This window comes from Micromonospora sp. CNB394, assembly GCF_000374985.1.
GTDB classification, from domain to species: Bacteria; Actinomycetota; Actinomycetes; order Mycobacteriales; family Micromonosporaceae; genus Micromonospora; species Micromonospora marina.
On the sequence record NZ_KB895831.1, the window covers coordinates 33,828 to 53,521 of the forward strand.

A 19,694-nucleotide genomic window follows, 5' to 3' on the forward strand; every position below is an offset into this window, starting at 1 on the left:
TGCCCACCCTGCCGAAGCGCGAACCCGGCGGCAATCTGCCGGCCTGGATGCGTGAACCGACCCGGCCGTTCCCCACAGTTCGTCCGGGCAGCCCGGGGCGTCTGACGCCGGCGCAGGAGTGGCGGGCAAACGGAGGCCGTTGGTGACGGCCCTGGTCGGTGTGCTCAGCGCCATCGGTCACATCGGGTACGAGCCGGACTGGGTATGCGAGCGCTGCCGGGAGCCGTGGCCGTGTCCCACCCTGCGTCGCATTCCCCGCGACCAGCTCGAAACGGCGGCGCTCATCCGGATGATGGCGTTCCTCGTCCGTGGGGCGATCCGGGATCTGCGCGGTCGCGTCGAAGGACCGGAGCCACCCGAGATCGTCCGGCGGTTCTTCTGGTTCCTTCCGCTCAGCGACGACGAGGCGCGTGCGATCGCCCGAAGGCTGCGGTGATGGGCCGTCGCATGGTTCCGCACCTGCCTCTGCGGCCGCTGTGGCGGTGCCGCAACTGCGGTGCGGAGTGGCCCTGCCAACCGGCCCGTCTGTCGCTGCTCGTCGAGTACCAGGAGGACCGCACCGCGCTGCTGCTCTATCTCGGCGGCCTGATGGCCGAGGCACGGGAACAACTCGCCCGCTTGAGTCCCCACCACGCGCCGGACCTGCACCGCCGTTTCCTGGCCTGGGCGCGGGTTCGTGACTGACGCGGGGTGGGCTGTCCGCGTACCCCAGGGGTCAGATCGTGGGTCGGCGGTGGGTGAGCGGGAAGCGGAGGATGCGGTCGTCGCCGGCCGCCGGGGTGCCGCGGCCGTCGCGGTTGCTGGTCGCCACCCAGAGCGCGCCGTCGGGGGCCACCTCGACGGTACGCAGGCGGCCCCACGTGCCGGCCAGCTCCGCCACGGGTACGCCGACGCGGCCGGCGTTGTCGACGGGCACCGCCCAGAGCCGGGCGCCGCGCAGCGCGGCGACGTAGAGCGTGCCCCTGGTGAACGCGGCGCCGCTCGGGGACGCCTGCGCGGGCGGCCAGACGACGACCGGGTCGCGGAAGCGGGGATCACCGGCGACGCCCTCGACGTGCGGCCAGCCGTAGTTGCCGCCGGGCACGATCCGGTTCACCTCGTCCCAGGTGCTCTGCCCGAACTCGGTGGCGAACAGCCGTCCGTGCCGGTCCCAGGCGAGGCCCTGCACGTTGCGGTGGCCGTAGCTGTAGACGAGCGAGCCGGGGAACGGGTTGCCCGCCGGCACGCCGCCGTCCGGGCGGATCCGCAGGATCTTGCCGTTGCGGCTGGTCAGGTCCTGCGCGCGGGCGGCAACCCCGGCGTCGCCGATGCCGGCGTAGAGCATGCCGTCGGGGCCGAACGCGATCCGGCCGCCGTCGTGGACGGCGCTGCGGGCGATGCCGCTGACCAGCACCTGCGGCGGCCGCGACGAGCCGAGACGGAATCGGACGATCCGGATGTCGGCAGCGGTGGTGTAGGCGGCGTAGACCCACCGGTCGCGGCGGTAGCGGGGGGAGACCGCCAGGCCGAGCAGGCCCGCTTCGCCGCCCGCGGCCACGTCGGCGATGCGGGCCACCTGCCGGGCCGGGCGTCCCGGGCGTACGCACAGGATCGTGCCGGAGTCCCGCTGCGTGACCAGGGCGCTGCCGTCGGGCAGGAAGTCCAGCCCCCACGGCGCTGCCAACCCGGTCGCGACGACGTGGGGTCGGGTCAGGTCGTAGCCGGACCAGCCGGCGCGCCCGTCGAACCCGTGCAGGTCGAGCGCGACCGGGCGCGCGTCGGTGGGGACCGGCCGGTCCGGGCCGCCGGTGGGTCGCTCGCCGGTGGGCCGGTCGCCCGCGTGGGCGTCGGTCACCGCGAGCACGATCGCGAGGCCGGCGGCGACGACGGCGACGGTACGACGGCGCATGTGCACTCCCCGGTTTCGCACCCGGCCCCGCCGGGGCATTGACGGTGATCCGGTTTGCCAGTAGACCTTGGTGATGGAGGCCCCTGATGAAGCAAACGCCGCTCTCGCTGGAACAGTTGCGGGTCGCCGTCACCGAGGGTGAGATCGACACGGTGGTGCTCGCCCTCACCGACATGCAGGGCCGACTGCAGGGCAAGCGGTTCCACGCGCCCTACTTCCTCGACCAGGTGGTCACGCACGGCAGCGAGGGCTGCAACTACCTGCTCGCGGTGGACGTCGACATGAACACCGTCGACGGGTACGCGATGTCGAGCTGGGAACGCGGCTACGGCGACTTCGCCATGCGCCCCGACCTGGACACGCTGCGCCGGATGCCCTGGCAGCCCGGGTCCGCGCTGCTGCTGGCCGACCTGGAGTGGCTGGACGGCTCCGGCCCGGTGGTCGCCTCGCCCCGGCAGATCCTCCGCAAGCAGCTCGACCGGCTGGCCGCGCACGGGCTGACCGCGTACGCCGGCACCGAACTGGAGTTCGTGCTCTACCGCGACTCGTACGAGGAGGCGTGGCGGCGCGGCTACCGCGACCTGACCCCGGCCAACCAGTACAACGTGGACTACTCGCTGCTCGGCACCGCCCGGGTCGAGCCGCTGCTGCGCCGTATCCGCACCGAGATGGCGGGCGCCGGGCTCACCCCGGAGAGCGCGAAGGGCGAGTGCAACCTCGGCCAGCACGAGATCGCCTTCCGGTACGACGAGGCGGTGCGTTGCGCCGACCACCACGTCATCTACAAGAACGGCGCGAAGGAGATCGCCGCCCAGGAGGGCATGGCGATCACGTTCATGGCGAAGCCGAACGAGCGGGAGGGCAACTCCTGCCACATCCACTTCTCGCTGCGCGACGCCTCCGGCTCGTCGGCGATGCTGGGGGACGGGCCGGCGCACCTGAGCGTCACCGGTCAGCGGGTGCTGGCCGGGCTGCTCGCCACCATGCGCGAGTTCAGCCTGTTCTTCGCGCCGAACATCAACTCGTACAAGCGTTACCAGCCCGGCTCGTTCGCGCCGACCGCGTTGCGCTGGGGCACCGACAACCGCACGTGCGCGCTGCGGCTGGTCGGGCACGGGCAGGGGATGCGGGTGGAGAACCGGGTGCCGGGGGCCGACGTCAACCCGTACCTGGCGATCGCGGCGCTGGTGGCCGGGGCGGTGCACGGCATCGAGAACGAGCTGGAACTGGCCGGCGAGTGCACCGGCAACGCGTACGACGACCCGGACGCCGAGCGGGTGCCCACCACGCTGCGTGACGCGCTGGACCTGTGGCAGCGCTCGGCGGTGGCCCGGGAGGCGTTCGGCGACGAGGTGGCCGACCACTACGCCAACCAGGCGAAGGTCGAGCTGACCGCGTTCGACGCCGCGGTGACGGACTGGGAGCTGACCCGTGGCTTCGAACGCCTCTGACGCCGCCGCGCTCCCGGCCCGCCTCGGCGATCTTGCACTTGCGGTCCCCGGCGCGGGTGTTGTGCGGCTTTTGCCCGGGCGGCAACTGCAAGATCGCCGGAGTAGGGGGAGGGGGACGCGTGGGTGAGGTGATCTCGCCTGTTGACGGAGCGGGGATCGGGGTCGTTGCGGGGTGCTCCGTCGACGACGTGGATGCGGCAGTCGCGCGTGCCGCCGTGGCGTTCGAGACGTGGCGGAACATGGCGCCGGGGGATCGGGGGCGGCTGCTGCGGCGGTTCGCGGCCACCGTCGACGCGCACCTGGAGGAGCTGGCCCAGCTGGAGGTGCGCAACGCCGGGCACACCGTCGGCAACGCGCGCTGGGAGGCGGGCAACGTCCGCGACGTACTCGACTACTACGCGGGCGCGCCGGAACGGCTGACCGGGCACCAGATCCCGGTGCCCGGCGGGCTCGACGTCACGTTCCACGAGCCGCTGGGCGTGGTCGGCGTGATCGTGCCGTGGAACTTCCCGATGCCGATCGCCGGCTGGGGGTTCGCCCCGGCCCTCGCCGCCGGCAACACGGTGGTGCTGAAACCGGCCGAGCTGACCCCGCTGACCGCGCTGCGCCTGGCCGAACTGGCCCGCGACGCCGGCCTGCCCGACGGCGTGTTCACCGTGCTGCCCGGCCGGGGCAGTGTGGTCGGCGAGCGGTTCGTCACCCACCCGGCGGTCCGCAAGATCTGCTTCACCGGCTCGACCGAGGTCGGCACCCGGATCATGGCCGGCTGCGCCGACCAGGTGAAGCGGGTGACGCTGGAGCTGGGCGGCAAGTCCGCCAACATCGTCTTCGCCGACGCGGACCTGGAGAAGGCGGCGGCCACCGCGCCGTACGCGGTCTTCGACAACGCCGGCCAGGACTGCTGCGCCCGCTCCCGGATCCTGGTCCAGCGCCGGGTCTACGACCGCTTCCTGGAACTGCTCGAACCGGCCGTGCGGGCGGTGCGGGTGGAGGACCCGGCCCGGGAGACGGCCGAGATGGGCCCGCTGATCTCCGCCGCGCACCGGGACCGGGTCGCCGGGTACGTCGACGGGGCGGACGTCGCCTTCACCGGCTCGTGCCCCGACGGCCCCGGCTTCTGGTACGCCCCGACCGTGCTGCTCGCCGGCTCCCCGGCGGACCGGCACTGGCGGGAGGAGGTGTTCGGCCCGGTCGTCTCGGTGCTGCCGTTCGACGACGAGGCGGACGCGATCCGGCTCGCCAACGACACCGAGTACGGCCTGTCCGGCTCGATCTGGACCCGGGACGTCGGGCGCGCGGTGCGGGTGGCCCGCGCCGTCGAGTCCGGCAACCTCAGCGTCAACTCGCACTCCTCGGTGCGCTACTGGACCCCGTTCGGCGGGATGAAACGCTCCGGCCTGGGCCGGGAGCTGGGTCCGGACGCACTGCACGCCTTCACCGACGTCAAGAACGTGTTCATCGGCACCGAGGAGTGATCACAGTGCAGGGACGGCTTACCGACCGGGTGGCGGTGGTGACCGGCGCGGGCAGCGGCATCGGGCTGGCCACCGTACGCCGCTTCGCCGCCGAGGGCGCCCGGGTGGTCTGCGTGGACATCGACGCCGACGCCGGCACCCGGGCCGCGCAGGAGGTGGACGGCGAGTTCGTCGCCGCCGACGTGGCCGACGAGACGGCGGTCCGCGACCTGTTCGACGGCGTGGTGCGGCGGCACGGCCGGGTGGACGTGTCGTTCCACAACGCGGGCATCTCGCCGCCGGACGACGACTCCATCCTGGAGACCGGCCTGGACGCCTGGGAACGGGTGCTGCGGGTCAACACCACGAGCGTCTACCTGTGCTGCAAGTACGTCATCCCGCACATGCGCCGGCAGGGCAAGGGCTCGATCATCAACACCGCCTCGTTCGTGGCGCTGATGGGCGCGGCCACGTCGCAGATCGCGTACACGGCGAGCAAGGGCGGGGTGCTGGCGATGACCCGGGAACTGGGTGTGCAGTTCGCCCGTGACGGCATCCGGGTCAACGCGCTGTGCCCCGGGCCGGTGGCCACGCCGCTGCTGCTGGACCTGTTCGCCAAGGACCCGGAGCGGGCCGCCCGGCGGCTGGTGCACGTGCCGATGGGCCGGTTCGGCGATCCGGCCGAGATCGCCGCCGCGGTGGCGTTCCTGGCCAGCGACGACGCCTCGTTCATGACCGCCGCGCAGTTCGTCGTCGACGGCGGCATCACCGGCGCCTACGTCACACCCCTGTGAGCGCCGGCACTGTGGGCGCGCGACGGCCGGTCATCGGCATCACCGCGTACGTCGAGCCGGCCGGCTGGGCGGTGTGGCGGGACGTGCCGGCGACGCTCGTGCCGCACGCGTACGTCCGGTCGGTCACCGCGGCGGGCGGCCGGGCCGTGGTGCTGCCCCCCGACGACGCGGACGCGGACGTGCTGGGGCTGCTGGACGGGCTGCTGCTGGCCGGCGGCGCGGACGTCGGCCCGGAACGGTACGGCCAGCCGCCGGACCCGCGTACCGAGAGCCGCCCGGAGCGTGACGCCGGGGAGACGACGCTGCTGACCGCCGCGCTCGCCGCGGACCTGCCCGTGCTGGGCGTGTGCCGGGGGATGCAACTGCTCGCGGTGGCGTACGGCGGCCTGCTGCACCAGCACCTGCCGGACGTGGTCGGGCACGACGGGCACCGCCCCGCGCCGGGCGTGTACGGGGCGCACCCGGTGGGCTTCGCCGCCGGCAGCCGGGCCGCCGAGGTGATGGCCGGGGTGGACCGGGTCAACTCGTACCACCATCAGGCGGTGGCCGACAGCGGCGGCCTGGCGGTCACCGGCTGGGCCGACGACGGGGTGATCGAGGCGGTGGAGGACCCGGCGCGGCGCTTCGTGCTCGGTGTGCAGTGGCATCCGGAGAACGAGGCCGACCAACGGCCGGTGGAGGCCCTGGTCCGGGCCGCGATGTCGGCCAGATCACACATCCGCGTTTCGTAGGTCAGGACAGCCGGATCGGGGGCCCGCCGACGCGGCCAGGACCGCCCGAGTCGCCCCGCCGCGCCGGTTACGCCAGGATGAGGCGGAGGTAAGCAGCGTCGAACGGTGCGGGTGCGTTACGTTGCTCCTCCGTCGGGGTAGTACGCGGGGATGGTGGCCGGAGATCGCCGACCGTCGTGATCATGGCCGGAGCGGGAGGCTGCATGGGTTCGGCCCTGGGGGACGGGAAGGACGGCCGTTCGTCCCCGTCGGCCGGCGAGGCGTCATTCCCACCGCTGCTGGCCGCGGCGTTCGCCGCCGGTGGCGAGATGGGCGAGCGGCTGCGCGGGTTCGACTGGTCGACCACCGCCCTCGGCACACCGGACAGCTGGCCCGCCGCGCTCTGCCACGCGGTGAGCACCATGCTGTCGTCCCGCGCGCAGATGGTGGTGTTCTGGGGCGAGGACCACCTGGCCTTCTACAACGACGCCTACCGGCCGACCATCGGCGACAAGCACCCGGCCGTGATCGGGCAGGCCGCACGCCGGCACTGGGCGGAGACCTGGGATGTGCTCGGCCCGCTGCTGGACGGGGTACGCCGCACCGGCGTGCCGTACCGGGGCGAGAACCACCCCTTCGTGATCAACCGGCACGGCTTCCTGGAGGACGTCTACTTCGACGTCTCGTACGACCCGATCCGCGACGCCGACGGCACCGTCAGCGGGATCTTCTGCTTCGTCAACGAGACCACCGGCCGGGTGCTCGGTGAACGCCGGCTGCGTGTCCTCGCGGAGCTGGGCAGCGAGCTGGGCGACGTACCGGGCCTGATCGAACTGGGCGGGGCCGTCGCCCGGGTGCTCGACGCACACCGCGCCGACGTGCCGTTCAGTGCGGTCTGGTTCCAGGGTGAGGGCGGGACGCTGGTGCCGGCGGGCTGCACCGGGGTGGACCCGGGCACCGTCGCCGGCCCGCCGCCCGGACCGCCCGGCGACGGGCCGCTCACCGAGCCGCGCTGGATCGCCACCGCCGACCTGCCCGGCGCGGTGCCGCCGGACGCCGCCGACCAGGCGCTCCTGCTGCCGCTGACCGCCACCAACGAGCCGGCCGGCGTGCTGCTGCTCGGGGTGTCCCGTCGGCTGCCGTTCACCGACGACTACCGCCACTTCGTCGACCTGGTCGCCGCGCAGGTCTCCCGCGCGGTGGGCAAGCAGCGGGCGTACGAGCAGGAACGCGCCCGCGTCGCCGAGCTGGCCGCGCTGGACCGCGCCAAGACCAACTTCTTCGCCAACGTGAGCCACGAGTTCCGTACCCCGCTGACGCTGGTTCTCGGCCCGCTGGAGGAGATGCTCGCCGACCGGGAGCTGCCCGAGCGCTACCTCGATCGGTTGGCCGTCATGCACCGCAACGGGCTGCGCCTGCTCAAGCTCGTCAACACGGTGCTCGACTTCTCCCGGCTGGAGTCCGGCCGGTCGGCCGCCCGCTACCAGCCCACCGACCTGTCCGACTACACCTCCCGGCTGGCCAGCACGTTCCGCTCGGCCGTCGAACGGGCCGGGCTGCGCCTGGTGGTGGACTGCCCGCCGCTGCCCGCACCGGTCTACGCCGACCGGGACATGTGGGAGAAGATCGTCCTCAACCTGCTGTCGAACGCGGTCAAGTTCACCTTCGACGGGGAGATCCGGGTCCGGGTACGCCCGGCCGACGGCGCCGCCGTCCTGGAGGTGACCGACACCGGAGTCGGCATCGCGCCGGAGGAGCTGCCGCAGGTCTTCGAGCGGTTCCACCGGGTGGCAGGTGCCCGCTCCCGTACCCACGAGGGCACCGGCATCGGGCTCGCCCTGGTTCGCGAGCTGGTCGAGATGCACGGCGGCACGGTGACCGCGCACAGCGTCGTCGACCGGGGCACCACGTTCACGGTGACCATGCCGTTCGGGTACGCACACCTGCCCGCCGACCACGTGGCCGCGCTGTCCCCGGTGCCGCTGAGCGAACCGGCACAGGCCCGCCTGTACGTCGCCGAGACGGCGCTCTGGACCGACGAGGTGGCCCGCCCCGCCGGGCTGCCGGCGCCGTCCGGCACGCCGGGTGGCTCCGGCCGCGTCCTGTTCGCCGACGACAACCCCGACCTGCGGGAACACGTCGTCCGGCTGCTCTCCCCGGCGTACGAGGTGGTGGCCGTGCCGGACGGCGTGGAGGCGTTGCGGCTGGCCGTCGAAACCCCGTTCGACCTGGTGCTGACCGACGTGATGATGCCCCGGCTGGACGGCTTCGGGCTGGTCACCGCGCTGCGGTCCGAGCCGGCCACCCGGTACGTGCCGATCGTGCTGCTCTCCGCGCGGGCCGGCGCCGCCGAGGAGGTCGCCGGCCTGTCCACCGGGGCCGACGACTATCTGACCAAGCCCTTCTCCAGCCAGGAGCTGGTGGCCCGGGTCCGGGCCAACGTCGAACTGGGTCAGTTGCGCGGGCAGATCATCCGCCGGCTGCGGGCACTCGCCGACGCCGCCGTGGAGATCAACACCGCCCGGTCCACAGCCGAGGTGGTCCGGGTGGCCGCGCGGCACGCGCTGCGCCTGGCCGAGGCCGGACGCGTCCGGGTCACCGCCACCGGGGCCCGCCACGAGGAGGACGCCGGAGGCGACCTGCCCGCCGAGCCGACCGCGGTGCTGCCGCTCACCGGCACCTCCGGCGAGCAGCTCGGCGAGCTGCAGGTGTGGCGCCGGGAAGGCGGCGGCACCGAGGAGGCGGCGCTGGCCGAACTGGCCCGGCTGATCGGCGTACGGCTGGAGAACGCCCAGCTCTACGAGGCCGAGCACCACATCGCCACCACGCTCCAGCACAGCCTGCTGCCGCGTACGCTGCCGCAGTTGCCCGGCGCGGTGGTGGCCAGCCGCTACCTGCCCGGCAGCGCCGACGTGGAGGTCGGCGGCGACTGGTACGACGTGATGGCCACCTCCGACGACGACCTGATGCTGGTCATCGGCGACGTGGTGGGCAAGGGCGTGCGGGCCGCCGCGGCGATGGGTCAGCTCCGCAACGCGCTGCGGGCGTACGTCCTGGAGGGCTACGACCCGGGCGAGGCGCTGACCCGGCTCAACCGGCTCGTCCACTCCGCCGGCAGCGGCTCCTTCGCCACGGTGGTCTGCCTCGGCTTCTCCCCGCGCACCGGCCGGATCCGGTACGCCAGCGCAGGCCATCCCTCACCCCTGCTGATCCGAGGAGACGACGTGGCGTTCCTGCACGATCGGGCCCTCGGGCCGCCGATCGGGGCGATTCCCGGCACGGCCTATCCGACCGCAGAGGGGGACCTCGCGCCGGGCAGCCGGCTCCTGCTCTACACCGACGGCCTGATCGAGGACCGGGCCGCGGGCATCGACGCCGGGCTGGGCCAGTTGCGGGTGGACGCGACCACGCGCGCCGGGCACGTGGCCGACCTGGTCGACGCCGTAATGGCGCGGGTGGCCGGGCGGTCCCGGCACGACGACGTGGCGGTGCTCGCGCTGGAGGCGGCCGAGCCGAACCGCTTCGCGCTGCGCCTGCCCGCCGATCCGACCCGGCTCAGTGTGCTGCGCAAGCGGCTGGAGGACTTCCTCGTCGCCCACCACGTCGGCGAGACCGACCTGTTCGACCTGACGGTGGCGGTCTCCGAGGCGGCGGCGAACGCGATCGAGCACCCGGTCGACCCGGCGGACCCGACGATCGAGATCGAGGTGACGGTCGCCGACCGGACGGTCACCGCGACGATCCGGGACAGCGGGCGCTGGCGGGAGTCGAGCGGGTCGAGCTTCCGGGGACGCGGGCTGGCACTGATCCAGGCGCTGGGGGAGATGACAGTGACCCGTACCGCGAACGGCACCGAGCTGACGCTGCGCCGCCGGCTGGCCGACTGATACCGGCGCGGCGGCGCAGCGGCGCCTAGAGGGTGACCTCCGCGTCCTCTGCGAGGGTGAAAAGCCCGGCGTCGAACACCAGCTTCACAAGCTTCGTCCCCTTTGGTACGTCGAAGTAGACGTTCGCCTTCACGGCGTTCCCCGGGTTGATCTCATCGAGGAAACCCTCGCCGCTCTCGTTGCCGTAGATCGCCGCCTCGCCGTCGGCCTCGTACTCCCGGCCGGCCGCGTCGAGGGCGCTGACGGTGCCGTCGGCGTGGAACAGCTTCGCCTTCTTGGTGACGTTCTTCGCGGTGAGAACGACCCGGCAGAAGCTGCCCTGGGCCTTCTTGTTCAGGAAGTCGCTGCCCACCTCGGCGATGCCGCACTTGATGCTGTGCGTGGTGAACTCGAAGTCGCCGCCGCGCACCGTGTCGCCGATCCGGTAGGCCTTCGGCGCGTCGACGGGCTTCTCGCTCTTGGCTGGCGGCGGTGCGGCGGCCGAGGTGGGAGCGGAGGTCGTGGTCAGCCCGGCGCCCTCGGCGGCGGGGGCGACGGGAGCGCTGCTACCGGCCGCGTCCGGGCTCTTGTCATCGCCGGTCAGGGCGAGCAGGGCAGGTCCACCGCAGCAGAACACCACCACGACGGCGACGCCGATGAGCATCGGCATGAGCCACTTCTTCTTCGGTGGCGGTCCGAATCCGGGCTGACCGGGAGGCGGCGGGTACGCGCCGGGGGGACCGGGCGGCGGGGGATAGGAGCCCGGAGGACCGGGCGGCGGCGGGTACGAGCCAGGGTGATGTGGTGCGGTCATGGTGATGCGCTCCCAGGTGATGTGCCCCCGCGCCCCGCGGAGGCGATCACCGACGCTGCCACACCGCCCCTGGCCTGCATAGATCGTCCACTGTCCGGTGCCCGACCATGTTCATCCGAACAGCTTGCGCGGTCTGACCTTGACGGTGGCACCGGATCGGCCGCCGAGGAGCCGTCCGGACACCGTCCGGACGGCACGCCGTGGCCTTCATGATCGCCTCGGTGACCTGACGGGACGGCAGAGCATCGATCCGGCCGGGAGAATTCCACTACGGTAGTGCCGGTACGGCCGGAAAGGCCTAGTGTGCCTTCCGGCTCCGGAGGTCAGCTCCCGACCTCAGCCCTCGGCCAGCCAGTCCTGTTCGCCCAGGCCGGAGATGTCCAGCACGCGCCGGACCTGCGGGGACGGCAGCACTGTCAACACGTCCGGGAACCGCTGGGCGAGCCGGACCACCGCGTGGATGGCGGCCGAGTCGAAGAAGGTGACCGCCCGCAGGTCGAGCGTGAGCCGCTTGGCGGGCTCGCGGAGCGCGGTCTGGAACATGGTGTCGGCGGTCGCCATGTCGACCTCGCCGGTCACCTGGACGTGCAGATGGTCGCCGTCGACCTGCGCGGTCACGGAGAAGACGGGCGCCGCGCCCCCTTGATCCACGGAGCAACAATGGCACAGCGTTTGCGGCACGGCAACAACCTCCCTGGCGGGCCTGTGGCGGGGGGGCACACCGGCCCCGGGGATAGGCTTGCGCCATGACCGTCCGTGCGCCGCTGACCCCCGGCACGCTCTCCCCGTGGCGAGCGGTTCCCGCCCACATCCCGCGCCCGGAGTACGTGGGTAAGAAGCGCCCGCAGGAGTGGCGCGGCTCGCACGTGCAGACGCCGGAGACCATCGAGAAGATGCGCGTGGCGGGGCGTCTCGCCGCCCAGGCCACCAGGCTCGCCGGTGAGCACTGCAAGCCGGGGGTGACCACCGACGAGATCGACAGGGTGGTGCACGAGTTCCTCTGCGACCACGGTGCCTACCCGTCGACGCTCGGCTACCGGGGCTTCCCCAAGTCGTGCTGCACCAGCATCAACGAGGTGATCTGCCACGGCATCCCCGACACCACTGTGCTCCAGGACGGCGACATCATCAACGTCGACGTCACCGCGTTCCTGAACGGCGTGCACGGCGACACCGACGCCACGTTCTGCGTGGGCGAGGTGAGCGAGGAGGCCCGCCTGCTGGTCGAGCGGACCCACACCGCGATGATGCGCGGGATCAAGGCCATCGCCCCGGGGCGGCAGATCAACGTCATCGGCCGGGTGATCGAGTCGTACGCGAAGCGCTTCGGCTACGGCGTGGTCCGCGACTTCACCGGGCACGGCATCGGCGAGGCGTTCCACAGCGGCCTCTACGTGCCGCACTACGACAGCCCGCGCCCCATCGACGTGATGGAGCCCGGCATGACGTTCACCGTCGAGCCGATGATCACGCTCGGCACCTACCAGTACGACATGTGGGACGACGGCTGGACGGTGGTCACCAAGGACCGCAGGTGGACGGCCCAGTTCGAGCACACCATCCTCGTGACCGACGACGGCTACGAGATCCTGACGCTGCCGTGACCGACACCCCTGCGGCGCTGCGCGAGGCGCACCACGCGGATGTCTCCGGCGGCTGGCTGCGTCCGGCTGTCTTCGGCGCGATGGACGGGCTGGTCACCAACATCGCGCTGATCGCCGGTGTGGGCGGCGGCGGGGTGTCCCCGCGCAGCGTGGTGCTGACCGGCACGGCCGGTCTGGTGGCCGGCGCCATCTCGATGGGCCTCGGCGAGTACACGAGCGTCCGGTCAGCGAACGAGCAGGTCGCCGCCGAGGTGGCCAAGGAGCGGCGCGAGCTGGAACGCCACCCGGAGGCCGAGGCCCGGGAACTGGCCGACGCGTGGGTCGCCCGTGGACTGCCCCGGGATCTGGCCACGCAGGTCGCCGAGGCGGTACGCGCCAACCCCGAGGAGGCGCTGCGCGTGCACGTACGGGAGGAACTGGGCGTCGACCCCGACGACCAGCCCAGCCCGTGGGCCGCCGCGATCTCGTCGTTCGTCTGCTTCTCCGTCGGCGCGCTGGTGCCGCTGCTGCCGTACCTGCTCGGCTTCACCAGCCTCTGGCTGGCCCTCGCCGTCGGCGGCGTGGGGCTGTTCGTCGCCGGTGCGGTCGTGGCCCGGTTCACCAACCGGGCCTGGTGGCGCAGCGGCCTGCGGCAGTTGCTGCTCGGCGCGCTGGCGGCCGGCGCCACCTACCTGATCGGCGCGCTGATCGGCGTCGGCGGCGGCATCGGCTGACGCCGAGCCGTCCGCGACCGTCAGCGGTCAGCCGGACAGCAGGTCGTCGATGGTGCCGTCGACCGGGCGGCCCCGGGCGGCCAGCTCCTCGGCCTGGCGGGTCAGCGCCGCGCCCACCTCGGTCATGTCCGCACCGGCCAGCCCGGTACGCCGCACCGCGCGGGCGTGCGCCGCGCTGCCCCGGTACCACGCCTGCCGCGCCGCGCGGGCCCGTGCCAGCCGCGCCAGGTGCTCGTCGCGCAGCTTCCGCAGCCAGCCGGTCGGATCGTGCAGGGCGCGCGTGGTGACGTACCGGTCCGCGGCCAGCGGCCAGCGGGACGTGATCGTCGTCGCCCGGCGCAGGTAGTCGTCCGCCCCGGCCACCGTGAGGTCGACGAGCACCCCGTCCACCCGCCGGGCGGCGGTCCGGCGCCGGGCCGGTAGGTGACGACCAGGAGGCCGACCTCGCGGTCCCCGCCGCCGTCGTCGTCGCCGTGCGCGAGCGGACCGTGTACGGCGACCGCCAGCACGTCGGCCGGGAACCGCCGCAGGACGGCGTCACCGGTCCGCTCGGCCACCTGCCACCGCGGATCGTCCAGACGCCGTTCGGAGTCTCGTTCGCCGGCCAAGGCCACCGCCAATCCCCAACGTCGTCAGTTCCAGTTGTACGACTCGTACGAGCTGTACGCTTCAGGTATGACCGAGCCCGCTGCCGAGCTTCCGATCTCCGATGCTCGCGAGAATCTCGCGGACGTCGTCTCACGCGCTCACTACGCCGGTCGCATCACCTACGTCACTCGTCGTGGGCAGCGGCTGGCTGCCATTGTCCCGGCCGACCTCGCCGAGGCGATCGAACGCGCCGAGGACGCGATCGACGTGGAGGCCGCCCGAGCCGCCCTGGCCCGTCTGGATGCGGGTGAAGCGCCGGTTTCCCTCACTGACTTGCGCAAAGAGTTGGGCCTGTGAGCGGGCAGCCGCCACCCGGCTACACCGTCAAGATCGACCGCGCAGCCGCCAAGCTCCTCCGTAAGCTCGACCGTCCGGTGCAGGCTCGCCTCATCGACGCGATCGCCGCTCTCGCCGCCGAACCTCGGCCTGCCGGTGTCAAGGCACTCGTCGGGCATCCGGGCCTCCTGCGCATCCGTGTCGGCTCCTACCGCGTGGTGTACACCGTCCGCGACGAGGAACTGATCGTTCTGGTGGTGCAGCTCGGTCACCGCAGCGACGTCTACGACGCGCTCTGACGGGGCGTGCCGAGGGCGCTTACGTGACCGGATTGCCGTTCGGGACCAGGCGGAATACGCGGATCTCGCGGCCACCGGCGCGCTCGACGTACGTGCGGTACGCGGGCCACTCCTGCACCAGCCGCTGGAACAGCCGTTCCCGTTCCTCGCCCGTGACCTGCTCCGCGGTGACCGGGATCCGGCGGCCCTTGACGTCCACCTCGGCACCCGGGTGGGCCATCAGGTTGAACGTCCAGGACGGCTGGTGCTGCTGCCCCCAGTTCGAGCCGATCACCACGTAGGCGTCGCCGTCGGGGACGTACACCAGGGGGTTGCTGCGCGGCTTGCCGGAGCGGCGGCCGGTGGAGGTGAGCACCAGCGTGGGCACGAGCCCGAAGGCGACCACGCGACCCTTCGTCATCCGGCCGACCAGCCGGTCGGCCGGGACGAGCAGGCGCATGGTGGCGCCGAACCAACGCTGGTGACCGAGGCGGCGGGTGAGGGATCCCAGGGCGGACATCCGACAAGTGTGCCGCCCGCACCGCGCCCCGTCACCCCTCGGACGGTCAGACCGCCCGGACCGCTGTCGATCATGGTCGGGCGCTCCGGACGGCCGGCTCAGTCGAGCCGGCGTTCGATCGGCAGGCGGGACCGGGTGAACAGCGCCGCGCCGCCCATCGCCACCAGCGGCACCACGACCAGCGCGGCGAGCGTCACGCCGGGCACCGTCACCGGGTACGGCGGCTGCACCGGCCAGGACTCGGCGTACCGCTGGTTGAGCGAGGCCAGGACGACCACGGCGGAGCCGAGCCCGGCGACGATGCCCAGCGCGGAGCCGAGCACCGCGATGACCCCGGCCTGGCAGAGGGACAGCAGGCGGCGTACCCGGGGATCGGCGCCGACTGCCGCGAGCGTGGACAGGTCCCGGCGACCCTCGGCCGCGGCGAGGCCGGTGGCGACCGCGGCGGCGCCCAGCGTGATCACCCCGGAGGCCACTGCGAGCAGGAGCAGCATCGGGCGCTGGTCCGACGGCGGGTCGGCGGTCGCCACCTGCGCCGACACGGGCACGATGTCGTACAGCTCGTCGGTCAGCAGCTCGATCTGCCGGTCGGTGGGCGAGCCGCCGGTGTCCAGCAGGTAGCCCATCGGCACGGCGGTCAGGCCGAGCGTGGCCGCGGCGACGGGGGAGAGGACCAGCCGGTCGACCGGAAGACCGCCGTGCAGCACGTACGCGGGCAGGAGCCGCCCGGTGGGCAAGCCGCCGGAGTTGTCGTTCACCTCCACCCGGACCTGCCCGTCCACCACCCGCCGGGGGTCGGTGACCACCACGCCACCGGTGGCGAGCGTCCGGCGCGCGGCGGCCAGCTCGTCGTCCGGTGCGCCGGTGAGCGCGGCAAGCGCGCCGCCGTCGTCCACGAGCGCCGGCAGGTAGACGTCGACCGGCTCCTGGAGAGGGCTGACGCAGCGCGGATCCCGCCGGGCCGAGTCGGGGACGGCCTGCTCGGAGGAGCTGTACGGGCAGCGCTGCTCGGGCGGGACGAGCGCGTACGCGGTGCAGTCGTTCTTGTCCCGGATCCTGCCGGCGCAGCCGGGGAAGGCGACGGATGCCACTGTGGCGTCGGGCAGGACCGAGCGGGCCCGGTCGGCGACGACCTCGGCCGACGGCGGGACCGCCGGGGTGTCACCGGAGTAGGTGAGCAGCACGTTCCCCGGCGGGATGCCGGGCTGCCAGAGCTCTCTCGACCGGGTCTCGTCGCTCGCCACGTAGACGCCGAGCGCGACGCTTCCGGCGACCGCCGCCATCACCGCCGAGATGGCGGGCGCGGCCGACGACCGGTTGCGGCTGGCGTCGCGCAACGCGAGCCGAGGGGTCAGCGGCAGCAGCCGGCCGGCCCGGCCCAGGACACCGACCAGCGTCGGGGTGCAGAACACCAGCCCCAGCTCACCCAGGGCGACGCCGGCCAGCACGCCGGTCTGCGAGGTGCGGCCGGCGGCGAACGCGGCGATCGCGGTCCCGGTGACGGTGAGCGCCAGCCCGGCCAGCAGCCAGCGGCGGCGGGGCCGGGCCGCGTCGCGCCGGCCGGCCAGGCCGGTCGCCACGTCCTGCCGGGCGGCCGTCCAGGCCGGGGCCATCGCCGCCAGCACCCCGGCCAGCACCGCCGTCGCGGCGATCGCCAGCAGCGCGGTCGGGAAGATCCGGTACGCCCCGAGGCGCTCCCCGAGCACGTACTGCTCGACGAGCGGCCGGCCGGCGAACGCGGCGCCGATGCCGAGCAGCAGGCCGAGAGCAGCCCCGCCGGCACCGAGCACCACCCCGTCGGCGAGCACGATCCGGCGCAGGTGGGAGGCGTCGCCACCGGCCACCGCGACGAGCGCGAGGTCGCGCCGCCGGCGCCGGACGCTCACCGCGAAGGCCGGGCCGACCAGCAACACCACCTCCAGCAGGCCCAGCCCGCCGACCACCCCGACGACGCCGGCCTCGTCGGCGTCCGGCATGGTCATGCCGCGGGAGAACTCGTCCCGTCCGGGCAGCCGGTCGCGGGCGACGACCTGGACGCCCTGCGCGTTCAGCCGGTCGACCAGTCCCGGGTCCAGCGGGCCGGGCAGGTCCACCAGCCAGGTGTCGCTTCCGGCCGCGCCCTCCGGGGCCACCCCGGGCAGCGTGATCACGTCCCGGAGGTTGTCCGGGTACTCCACCACCCCGACCACCCGGTAGGTGGTGCCGTCGATGCCGCGGACCGGGTCGCCGATGCGGGTCTCCAGCCGGCGCAGCGCCGCCGGGCTGACGGCGATCTCGTCGGGGCGTACCGGCGGGCGGCCGTCGCGGACCCGCGCCAGCGGCCGGGTGAGCGGGTCGGCCAGGTCCACGGCGCGCGCGTCGAGCGTCTCGACGTGCCGGCCGATCCGGGTCGAGAACGTCATCCACCAGCGCGTGCGGGCGACCCGGCTGCCCTCGGGCAGCAGCGCGCGCACCTCCTCGGCGGTCGCCGGACGGGTCCGGCCGACCCAATCGCCCTCGACCGGCCAGGCCGACTCGCCCCAGGCGTCCTGCGTCACCGGCGTCAGGCTGTCCCAGCGCAGCGCAGCGTCGCCACCGCCGAGCTGGCGCTCGATGCGCTCGGCGCGGGTCAGGTCACCCATGTCGTAGCTGACCGCGACGAAGCTGAGGCCGAACACCGGCAGCGCGATCATGACCAGCACCAGCAGCGTCCGCCGCCGGGACCGCCGTGCCTCCCGGCGGGCGATCCGCAGCGCGGTCCGCCACGATCCGCGTACGGCGGCGAGGCGGCCGCCGCTCACCGGCTGCTGCCGCTGAGCAGGTGCTCGACGCCGATCAGCGGGGCGGTCGAGTCGACCATCACCCCGTCGCGCAGGAAGACCACCCGGTCCGCCCAGCCGGCGTGCCGGGCCTCGTGGGTGACCAGCACCCCGGCCGCTCCGGCGTCCACCCGGCGGCGCAGCAGATGCAGCACCGCCTCGCCGGTCTGGGAGTCCAGTGCGCCGGTCGGCTCGTCGGCGAGGACCAGGCGGCGTTCGCCGACGAGTGCCCGGGCGATGGCGACCCGTTGCTGCTGGCCGCCCGACATCTGGTCCGGGAAGCGGTCGGCCAGGTCCTTCAGGTCGACCTCGCGCAGTGCGGCCAGCGCCAGTTGGCGGGCCGCCCGTACGCCGGTGCCGTCCAGTTCCAGCGGGAGCGCCACGTTCTCCACGGCGGTCAGGCTGCCCAGCAGGTTCAGATCCTGGAAGACGTACCCGATCCGGCGGCGGCGCAGCCGGGCCAGCCCGCGGGCGGACAGCCCGGCCAGCGCCTCGCCCTCGACCACCACCTCGCCGCCGGTGGGCCGGTCCAGGCCGCCGGCCAGCGCCAACAGCGTGGACTTGCCGGACCCGGAGGGGCCCATCACCGCCACCAGCTCCCCGGCCCGTACGGTCAGGCTCACGCCGCGCAGCGCGTGCACGGCGGCCGCACCGGCGCCGTGGGTCCGGCGTACGTCCCGCAGTTCCAGCACCCCGTCGACCGGGTCCATCAGCGCCTCCCGTTCCGGGTCACCGGCGGGCTTCGTCGCCGGCCCGGTCCACCGCCTCGGGCTGGTCGACCGCCCGGATCGGCGCCGGACGGTGCCGGACCAGGCTCGTCTCGCAGTGGTCGAGCCACCGCACCTCGGCCTCGGTCTGGAAGATCATCGCGTCCAGCACCAGCCGCCAGGGTAGATCCTCCGGCTTGTCACTCGTGTACTTCAACCGGGTGAACTCCTGGAGGGCACGCATGGTGGCGGTGCGCTGGGTCTGCACCACCGACCGCACGTCGACGCCCGGGGTGGTCAGCGCCAGCGCCAGCTTGATGGACAACTCGTCACGGGGCCGGTCGGCGCGGCTGATCGGCGTGGCGAACCACAGCGCCAGGTCCGCCCGTCCGGCGTCGGTGATCTCGTACGGCCGCTGCCCGCTCTCGTTCTCCGGTAGCGGGCGGACCAGGCCGTCACGTTCCAGCCGCGCCAGCGTGGTGTAGACCTGTCCGATGTTCAACGGCCAGGTCGACCCGGTGGACTCCTCGAACGCGGCACGGAGCTGGTAGCCGTACATCTGGCCGCGTTCGAGCAGGGCGAGCAGGCCGTGACGGATGGACATGACCGCGAGTATGCATACCTGGTATGCGCTACGCAACCGGAGGGTTCCGCCGGGTGACCGGCATCGCGCTCAGGCCGGGCGGCCCGGGAACGGAACGGTGACCGGTGTCACGCCCGCCGTACGCCGCCAACGGGTGGCGCGCAACGCGCAGTCGGTGAGCGCGGCGAGCGCCGTGTTCCGGTCCGCGCCCGTGGTGTGCACCAGCGCGGCCCGCCAGTGCCCGGCCGTCCGCTCCTCGATCTCCACCGCGAGGCGCAGCGCGCTCGCCTGGTCCGTCACCGGGTGGGGCAGCGCGTACCCGGCCCGGTCGGCGGGCACCTGCCCGGAGCCCTCGGCGAGCTGGAGCAGCAGCGCGTCGCGGCGGGACCGGTGGGCCGCCTCGGCGGCACGGGCGGCCGTACGCGCCGCCTCGGTCAGGTGTACACCGATCACCCCGTACGCCCAGATCGCCGCGTACTCGGCGGCGAGCGCGTCGGCGAGCGCCGAGGCCGGAGCGTTCGTCGGGTTCACGCTGCTCCAACCCGGCGTGAACTCACGACCCTCGCTCCGCTCGGTGCGTTCGGTCATGC

General features: G+C 73.5%; 20 protein-coding genes. 11 read left to right on the top strand and 9 right to left on the bottom strand.

Translation table 11 applies throughout. The features are described 5' to 3' along the window. The first annotated feature begins 142 nt into the window (after positions 1-142). Together C569_RS0111180 and C569_RS0111185 are read left to right on the top strand one after the other, a co-directional pair. Complete coding sequence (locus C569_RS0111180; RefSeq protein WP_231394763.1) at positions 143-436, top strand: hypothetical protein; 294 nt, start codon at positions 143-145, stop codon at positions 434-436. Then, positions 436-684 carry a hypothetical protein gene (locus tag C569_RS0111185; protein WP_018785869.1) on the top strand — a complete coding sequence of 83 codons (249 nt, stop codon included), beginning with the start codon at positions 436-438 and terminating at the stop codon, positions 682-684. The genes C569_RS0111180 and C569_RS0111185 overlap by 1 nt, the downstream gene beginning before the upstream one ends. A gap of 31 nt (positions 685-715) precedes the next feature. Here C569_RS0111185 and C569_RS0111190 read toward each other — a convergent pair whose 3' ends face one another. Then, the gene (locus tag C569_RS0111190) at positions 716-1,888 is read right to left on the bottom strand and encodes a sorbosone dehydrogenase family protein (RefSeq protein WP_026268001.1); all 1,173 of its coding nucleotides are present in this window, start codon (positions 1,886-1,888) and stop codon (positions 716-718) included. A gap of 86 nt (positions 1,889-1,974) precedes the next feature. On the opposite strand from C569_RS0111190, the gene C569_RS0111195 reads away from it, so the two are divergent. The 5 genes from C569_RS0111195 to C569_RS0111215 all read left to right on the top strand — a co-directional run bounded on the left by C569_RS0111195 (position 1,975) and on the right by C569_RS0111215 (position 10,184). Next, positions 1,975-3,339 carry a glutamine synthetase family protein gene (locus C569_RS0111195; protein ID WP_018785871.1) on the top strand — a complete coding sequence of 455 codons (1,365 nt, stop codon included), beginning with the start codon at positions 1,975-1,977 and terminating at the stop codon, positions 3,337-3,339. A 128-nt stretch (positions 3,340-3,467) separates the two neighbouring features. After that, positions 3,468-4,814 carry an aldehyde dehydrogenase gene (locus tag C569_RS0111200; protein ID WP_369753371.1) on the top strand — a complete coding sequence of 449 codons (1,347 nt, stop codon included), beginning with the start codon at positions 3,468-3,470 and terminating at the stop codon, positions 4,812-4,814. A gap of 5 nt (positions 4,815-4,819) precedes the next feature. Continuing rightward, positions 4,820-5,587: a 3-oxoacyl-ACP reductase gene (locus C569_RS0111205; protein WP_026268003.1), complete on the top strand. Its 768-nt coding sequence runs from the start codon at positions 4,820-4,822 to the stop codon at positions 5,585-5,587. Beyond that, positions 5,584-6,318 (top strand): gamma-glutamyl-gamma-aminobutyrate hydrolase family protein, encoded by a 735-nt coding sequence (locus C569_RS0111210; RefSeq protein ID WP_018785874.1) that lies wholly within the window; start codon positions 5,584-5,586, stop codon positions 6,316-6,318. Before C569_RS0111205 ends, C569_RS0111210 begins: the two co-directional genes overlap by 4 nt. A gap of 203 nt (positions 6,319-6,521) precedes the next feature. Then, complete coding sequence (locus tag C569_RS0111215) at positions 6,522-10,184, top strand: SpoIIE family protein phosphatase (RefSeq protein WP_018785875.1); 3,663 nt, start codon at positions 6,522-6,524, stop codon at positions 10,182-10,184. 25 nt (positions 10,185-10,209) lie between these two features. Here C569_RS0111215 and C569_RS0111220 read toward each other — a convergent pair whose 3' ends face one another. Together C569_RS0111220 and C569_RS0111225 are read right to left on the bottom strand one after the other, a co-directional pair. Then, a complete protein-coding gene (locus C569_RS0111220) occupies positions 10,210-10,833 on the bottom strand; it encodes a DUF4352 domain-containing protein (RefSeq protein WP_018785876.1) in 624 nt (207 codons plus the stop codon). A gap of 480 nt (positions 10,834-11,313) precedes the next feature. After that, positions 11,314-11,628: an STAS domain-containing protein gene (locus tag C569_RS0111225; protein WP_026268005.1), complete on the bottom strand. Its 315-nt coding sequence runs from the start codon at positions 11,626-11,628 to the stop codon at positions 11,314-11,316. Positions 11,629-11,723: 95 nt separating this feature from the next. On the opposite strand from C569_RS0111225, the gene map reads away from it, so the two are divergent. Both map and C569_RS0111235 read left to right on the top strand, forming a co-directional pair. Then, a complete protein-coding gene (gene map / locus C569_RS0111230; protein WP_018785878.1) occupies positions 11,724-12,581 on the top strand; it encodes a type I methionyl aminopeptidase in 858 nt (285 codons plus the stop codon). Further along, positions 12,578-13,294 (top strand): VIT1/CCC1 transporter family protein, encoded by a 717-nt coding sequence (locus C569_RS0111235; protein ID WP_018785879.1) that lies wholly within the window; start codon positions 12,578-12,580, stop codon positions 13,292-13,294. The genes map and C569_RS0111235 overlap by 4 nt, the downstream gene beginning before the upstream one ends. Before the next feature lie 27 nt (positions 13,295-13,321). Here the strand turns inward: C569_RS0111235 and C569_RS35020 are convergent, their stop codons facing one another. After that, the gene (locus C569_RS35020; protein ID WP_369753334.1) at positions 13,322-13,675 is read right to left on the bottom strand and encodes a hypothetical protein; all 354 of its coding nucleotides are present in this window, start codon (positions 13,673-13,675) and stop codon (positions 13,322-13,324) included. A 294-nt stretch (positions 13,676-13,969) separates the two neighbouring features. Between C569_RS35020 and C569_RS0111245 the strand changes: the two genes are divergently transcribed. Next, positions 13,970-14,239 carry a type II toxin-antitoxin system prevent-host-death family antitoxin gene (locus C569_RS0111245; RefSeq protein ID WP_026268006.1) on the top strand — a complete coding sequence of 90 codons (270 nt, stop codon included), beginning with the start codon at positions 13,970-13,972 and terminating at the stop codon, positions 14,237-14,239. Between the two features lie 32 nt (positions 14,240-14,271). Next, positions 14,272-14,517: a type II toxin-antitoxin system RelE/ParE family toxin gene (locus C569_RS0111250; protein ID WP_155945532.1), complete on the top strand. Its 246-nt coding sequence runs from the start codon at positions 14,272-14,274 to the stop codon at positions 14,515-14,517. 19 nt (positions 14,518-14,536) lie between these two features. Here the strand turns inward: C569_RS0111250 and C569_RS0111255 are convergent, their stop codons facing one another. From C569_RS0111255 to C569_RS0111275, 5 genes are all read right to left on the bottom strand, one after another. After that, positions 14,537-15,016: a nitroreductase family deazaflavin-dependent oxidoreductase gene (locus tag C569_RS0111255; protein ID WP_018785883.1), complete on the bottom strand. Its 480-nt coding sequence runs from the start codon at positions 15,014-15,016 to the stop codon at positions 14,537-14,539. 98 nt (positions 15,017-15,114) lie between these two features. Continuing rightward, on the bottom strand, positions 15,115-17,796 hold the full coding sequence (locus tag C569_RS0111260; RefSeq protein ID WP_018785884.1) for an ABC transporter permease: 2,682 nt from the start codon (positions 17,794-17,796) through the stop codon (positions 15,115-15,117). Next, on the bottom strand, positions 17,793-18,524 hold the full coding sequence (locus tag C569_RS0111265; RefSeq protein ID WP_018785885.1) for an ABC transporter ATP-binding protein: 732 nt from the start codon (positions 18,522-18,524) through the stop codon (positions 17,793-17,795). The genes C569_RS0111260 and C569_RS0111265 overlap by 4 nt, the downstream gene beginning before the upstream one ends. A gap of 19 nt (positions 18,525-18,543) precedes the next feature. Further along, positions 18,544-19,125, bottom strand: a complete 582-nt coding sequence (locus tag C569_RS0111270) for a PadR family transcriptional regulator (protein ID WP_018785886.1) — start codon at positions 19,123-19,125, stop codon at positions 18,544-18,546. A 69-nt stretch (positions 19,126-19,194) separates the two neighbouring features. Then, the gene (locus tag C569_RS0111275) at positions 19,195-19,692 is read right to left on the bottom strand and encodes a ferritin-like domain-containing protein (protein ID WP_369753373.1); all 498 of its coding nucleotides are present in this window, start codon (positions 19,690-19,692) and stop codon (positions 19,195-19,197) included. Positions 19,693-19,694 lie beyond the last annotated feature (2 nt).